We start from the raw sequence: 1,181 nt of genomic DNA, 5'->3' as shown, positions 1-1,181 counted from the left end.
ACGTGGCTACGTTGGCCGCCACAGGCGTGCTGACGGCTGGTGTATTGCTGTCCTTCGTGGCCAACCGCAACCAAGCGCTCCACCTGGCGCAGGTCGCCGAACAGCCGATCACCACTCTCACCACCCTCAGCAACCTGACCCGCGAGGTGGACCGCCTGGAGTACCGCCGCGTCCACGGCGAGCCCTGGTACCTGGGCTTCGGCCTGAGCCACAGCCAGGCGCTGCTCGACTCGCTCTGGCCGCGCTACGTGCAGGCCACCCATGCACTGCTGCGTGACAAGGCCGTGGCCAGCCTGGAGCAGACGCTGTGGACCCTGGTGGCGCAGCCCGCCGGCAGCAAGGCGCGCACGGAGATGGCCGGTGGCGCCTACGAGCCGCTCAAGGCCTACCTAATGCTCGCGCACCCGGAAAAAGCCGATCCGGCGTTCCTGGAAAAACTGCTGCTTGAGCGCGTGCCTGATCTGCCCGGCCAATGGTCGTTCTACCTCCAGCAACTCCCCAGCCATCCCGAATGGCGCATCGACGCCAACCCACGCCTGATCGCCCAGGTGCGGCAGGTCCTGCTTGGCGAGCTGGGCCAGCGCAACGCCGAGGCCAGCCTGTACCAGGAGGTGCTGGACCGCGCGGGCAATCATTTCCCGCCGATGGCGCTGGCGCAGATGCTCGGCAACACCCAGGCGTCGGCGCTGTTTGGCGCGACCCGCAGCGTGCCGGGCATCTTCACTCGCCAGGCGTGGGACGGGCAGATACGGGCTGCCATCGACGACATCGCCGAGGCACGCCGGGAGAAAATCGATTGGGTGCTCACAGACCAGGCAGCGAACGTCGATAGCGAGCTGTCCCCTAAAGCCCTCAAGGCCAGACTCACCGCCCGCTACTTCAAGGACTTCGGCAGCGCCTGGCTGGCCTTCCTCAACAGCGTGCGCTGGCGCCAGGCCAAGGACCTGGGCGAGGCGGTCGACCAGCTGGCGCTGATGAGTGACCCGCAACAATCGCCGCTGCTGGCCCTGATCACCACCGTGGCCTACCAGGCCGGAACCGGCAGCAAAGCGCTGATCAACACGGCGCAGCAAACCATCGATACGCCACAAGGTCCGCTGGACACCACCTTCGCCCCGTTGCTGCAACTGCTGGCCAAGGACAACAGCCCGCTGAGCCTGCACAGCTACCTGACCCGCGTC

1 protein-coding gene is annotated in these 1,181 nt (G+C 67.0%); it reads left to right on the top strand.

Annotated features, from left to right (window positions below; all coding sequences use genetic code 11):
* Positions 1 to 1,181 (top strand): ImcF-related family protein (locus ACWKWX_RS32605; protein ID WP_483829926.1); only part of this gene is annotated, 1,181 nt, incomplete at both ends.

The sequence above is a fragment of the Pseudomonas imperatae genome, from assembly GCF_057128625.1.
This window is presented reverse-complemented; position numbering and strand designations above follow the sequence as displayed.